The 2699-nt window shown below is 56.2% G+C and carries 3 protein-coding genes and 1 tRNA gene; all 4 read left to right on the top strand.

The window, feature by feature from the left end; all coding sequences use genetic code 11:
- Positions 1-160 precede the first annotated feature (160 nt).
- The gene (locus tag WA354_RS20830) at positions 161-487 is read left to right on the top strand and encodes a hypothetical protein (RefSeq protein WP_472814945.1); all 327 of its coding nucleotides are present in this window, start codon (positions 161-163) and stop codon (positions 485-487) included.
- Between the two features lie 83 nt (positions 488-570).
- Positions 571-647: transfer RNA gene (locus WA354_RS20825), tRNA-Pro, on the top strand.
- Between the two features lie 160 nt (positions 648-807).
- On the top strand, positions 808-1365 hold the full coding sequence (locus WA354_RS20820) for an HD domain-containing protein (RefSeq protein WP_472814944.1): 558 nt from the start codon (positions 808-810) through the stop codon (positions 1363-1365).
- Between the two features lie 8 nt (positions 1366-1373).
- Positions 1374-2699 (top strand): MmgE/PrpD family protein (locus WA354_RS20815; RefSeq protein WP_472814943.1); only part of this gene is annotated, 1326 nt, incomplete at its 3' end.

Here is a 2699-nt window from a genome sequence, read left to right as displayed (position 1 = left end):
GTGCTGCAGTTCTTCGTCGTGTTGTTTATCTATCCGGAGACGAAAGGTCTTACGCTCGAAGAAATGCAGAAGAAGATGGGCTCCGCCTGAGACCACAGCCTTTTGCCTTGGCGAATCCTACTGCCCTATACTGTCGACAACTGAGGAGGTCGAAGGCTCAATGTCAACCTTGGTCATACACGCTCCCTCTAAGAAAACCCAGCAAGAAAACAAACGGAGCTTCCATCAAACATTTGAAAGTGGTGTTGGGGACAACTACGCAATTTCCAAGAATTTGTTTTACCGACTCAGTGCTGGCTGCAACGTCATCCTCTTGGACAAGTGGAAGGACTTGAGGGCGGAAGGCACGCTTGTGCGGCTTGAAAAGACGGAGAAGGCGGGCAACGGTCTGCAAAGATATGACGTACAAATCGAAAATCTAAGAATGGTCCCGTACAAACCCGAGAACCTTAACAGGAATGGTGTGGCAGTCATCACGCAAGTATGAGCGTTCCCGTGCATTGCAACCCTCCCTTGCACGAATAGCGCACCCTGCCTTAGTCTCTAGATACGGCATGAGTCGTTGACAGTCGGGGCGTAGCGCAGCCTGGTAGCGCACCTGCCTTGGGCGCAGGGGGTCGTAGGTTCAAATCCTATCGCCCCGACCAATCCTCAAAACATCGCTCCCCGCCGCAGTTTTCCCATTGCGTCCCGGACGTTCGTCACTGTGGTCTGTGACACCGATCCCTGTGAATTAGGTCACCCCCTACTCGACTCTTACCGCGTCCCCAAGTTAAGCTAAAGCGTTTGCTGGGAGGTGTCGGGAGCATGCGGGATGCAGTCAACAAGCTGTGGCCAGAGATTCAGTGGATTGAAAATCCTAAGCTGCGGGAAAAGGTGGCTCAGACGTGGGTCAAAGCTTTGGAACGCAGCCTACTCAAGCCTGAAGACTTGAACCGCATTCCCTTCACGCTTCTCGTGCCCAACTGCCCGGTAACGTTCATGGAGCACAAGCGGTGCGTCGTGCACATCGCCCGCCAGAGTGCGGAGGCGATGCAGGAGTTCATGGGCCGCTCGCTTCCCGTCAACCTTGACACTGTTATTGCGGGGGCAATTCTCGCCGATGTTGGCAAATTGCTGGAATACGAGATCGGCCCCGACGGCAAGAGCCGTCAAAGCGAGCGCGGAGAAGCACTGCGGCACCCATTTACAGGAGTCGCCTTGGCGCTGGAGTGTGGCATACCGGATGACGTCTGTCACGTCATTGCGGCGCATGCCGCGGAAGGCGATTTGGTGAAGCGCACCACCGAGGCCTTCATCGTGCACCATGCCGATTTCATGGCATTCCTACCGTTCAAGAATCCCAAGAACGTTAAAGCAAGATAGGAGATCTTGTGAGCGGAAAAGATACCGTCGCGACGAAGGGCACCATCACGGCGCAGATGTCGCGCTGGGCAGCCAGGCTCGAATACAAACAACTCTCACCAGAAGCCGTTTACCAGGCAAAACGCTTCCTTCTGGACTCGGTGGGTTGCGCTCTCGGCGGATACCAGCAGCATGACGTGAAGATCGCTCTCGAGGTTCTTGCCGAGATCGCCGGACGCGGCCCGGCTACCGTCATTGGAAGCGGCAAGCGGATGGACGCGGTCTCAGCTTCCCTGGCGAACGCTCTGATGATCCGCTGCATGGATTACAACGATATCTACTGGAAGCAGGACCCATCGCATCCATCGGATATTTTCCCTGCGGCGATTGCAGGCTGTGAGCGAGCCAAAACCGATGGCAAGGAGTTGATCGTAGGTCTGGTTCTCGGGCATGAATTCGAAATGCGCCTGTGCGAAGCGGCTTTTCCGGGAATTCGCGAGCGCGGATGGCATCACGCGACCCTGACCGCGTTTGTTTCCCCCATCGTTGCCGGGCGCGCGCTGCACTTAAGTTGGCAGCAGATTCAGCATGCCATCGGCATCTCCGCCAGCCGCCATTGCACCCTGGGCGCAGTCACGGCGGGAAAGCTCACCATGATGAAGAACACCGTGGATCCCATGGCCACCCAGAGCGGCATACTGGCGGCGCTGCTAGCTGAAAAAGGCTACACCGGTCCCGAACACGTGATCGACGGCAAGGAGGGCCTCACTCACTGTTATGGTCCAGAATGGCGGCTAAACTTGCTCACGGATGGTTTGGGCGAAGCTTGGCGCATTACCCAGTGCGGCATGAAGTTCTTTCCTACCGAGGCGCTGACCCACTCCCCGATTTCCGCCGTACTCGACATCGTCAAATCGAATGACCTGAAGCCGGCCGATATTCAGAAAGTCCAGATCCGCTCCCTGGCCCGCGCGGCAGACATTCTCTCCGATCCCAGTAAGTATGATCCCCACACCAAGGAAACCGCCGACCATTCCCTCCCCTATGTGATTGCAGCTGCAATCGTAGATCGGCAAGTAACCCCGGCTCAGTTTGAGATGAGCAGGATCATGGACTCCGAGATTCGCGCTCAACTGCCGAAGGTGGAGGTAGTGGCCGACCCGGATATCGAAAAGGTTTTCCCAGCATTGCAGCGTGTAATCGTGAACATCACAACTAGAGACGGTTCGGTATTTTCCAAGCAGCTCGACTACCCCAAGGGCGATCCCCGGAATCCTCTGATCGACTCTGAAATTGAGGAGAAGTTCGCGGCCTTGGCGGAGGGCGTACTTTCGACCGCATCGCAGAAGAAGTTG

Source organism: Occallatibacter sp. (assembly GCF_049802275.1).
In the GTDB taxonomy this organism is placed as follows: domain Bacteria; phylum Acidobacteriota; class Terriglobia; order Terriglobales; family Acidobacteriaceae; genus Telmatobacter.
Note: the sequence above shows the minus strand (reverse complement) of the source record. Positions and strands in the feature narration are given on the sequence as shown.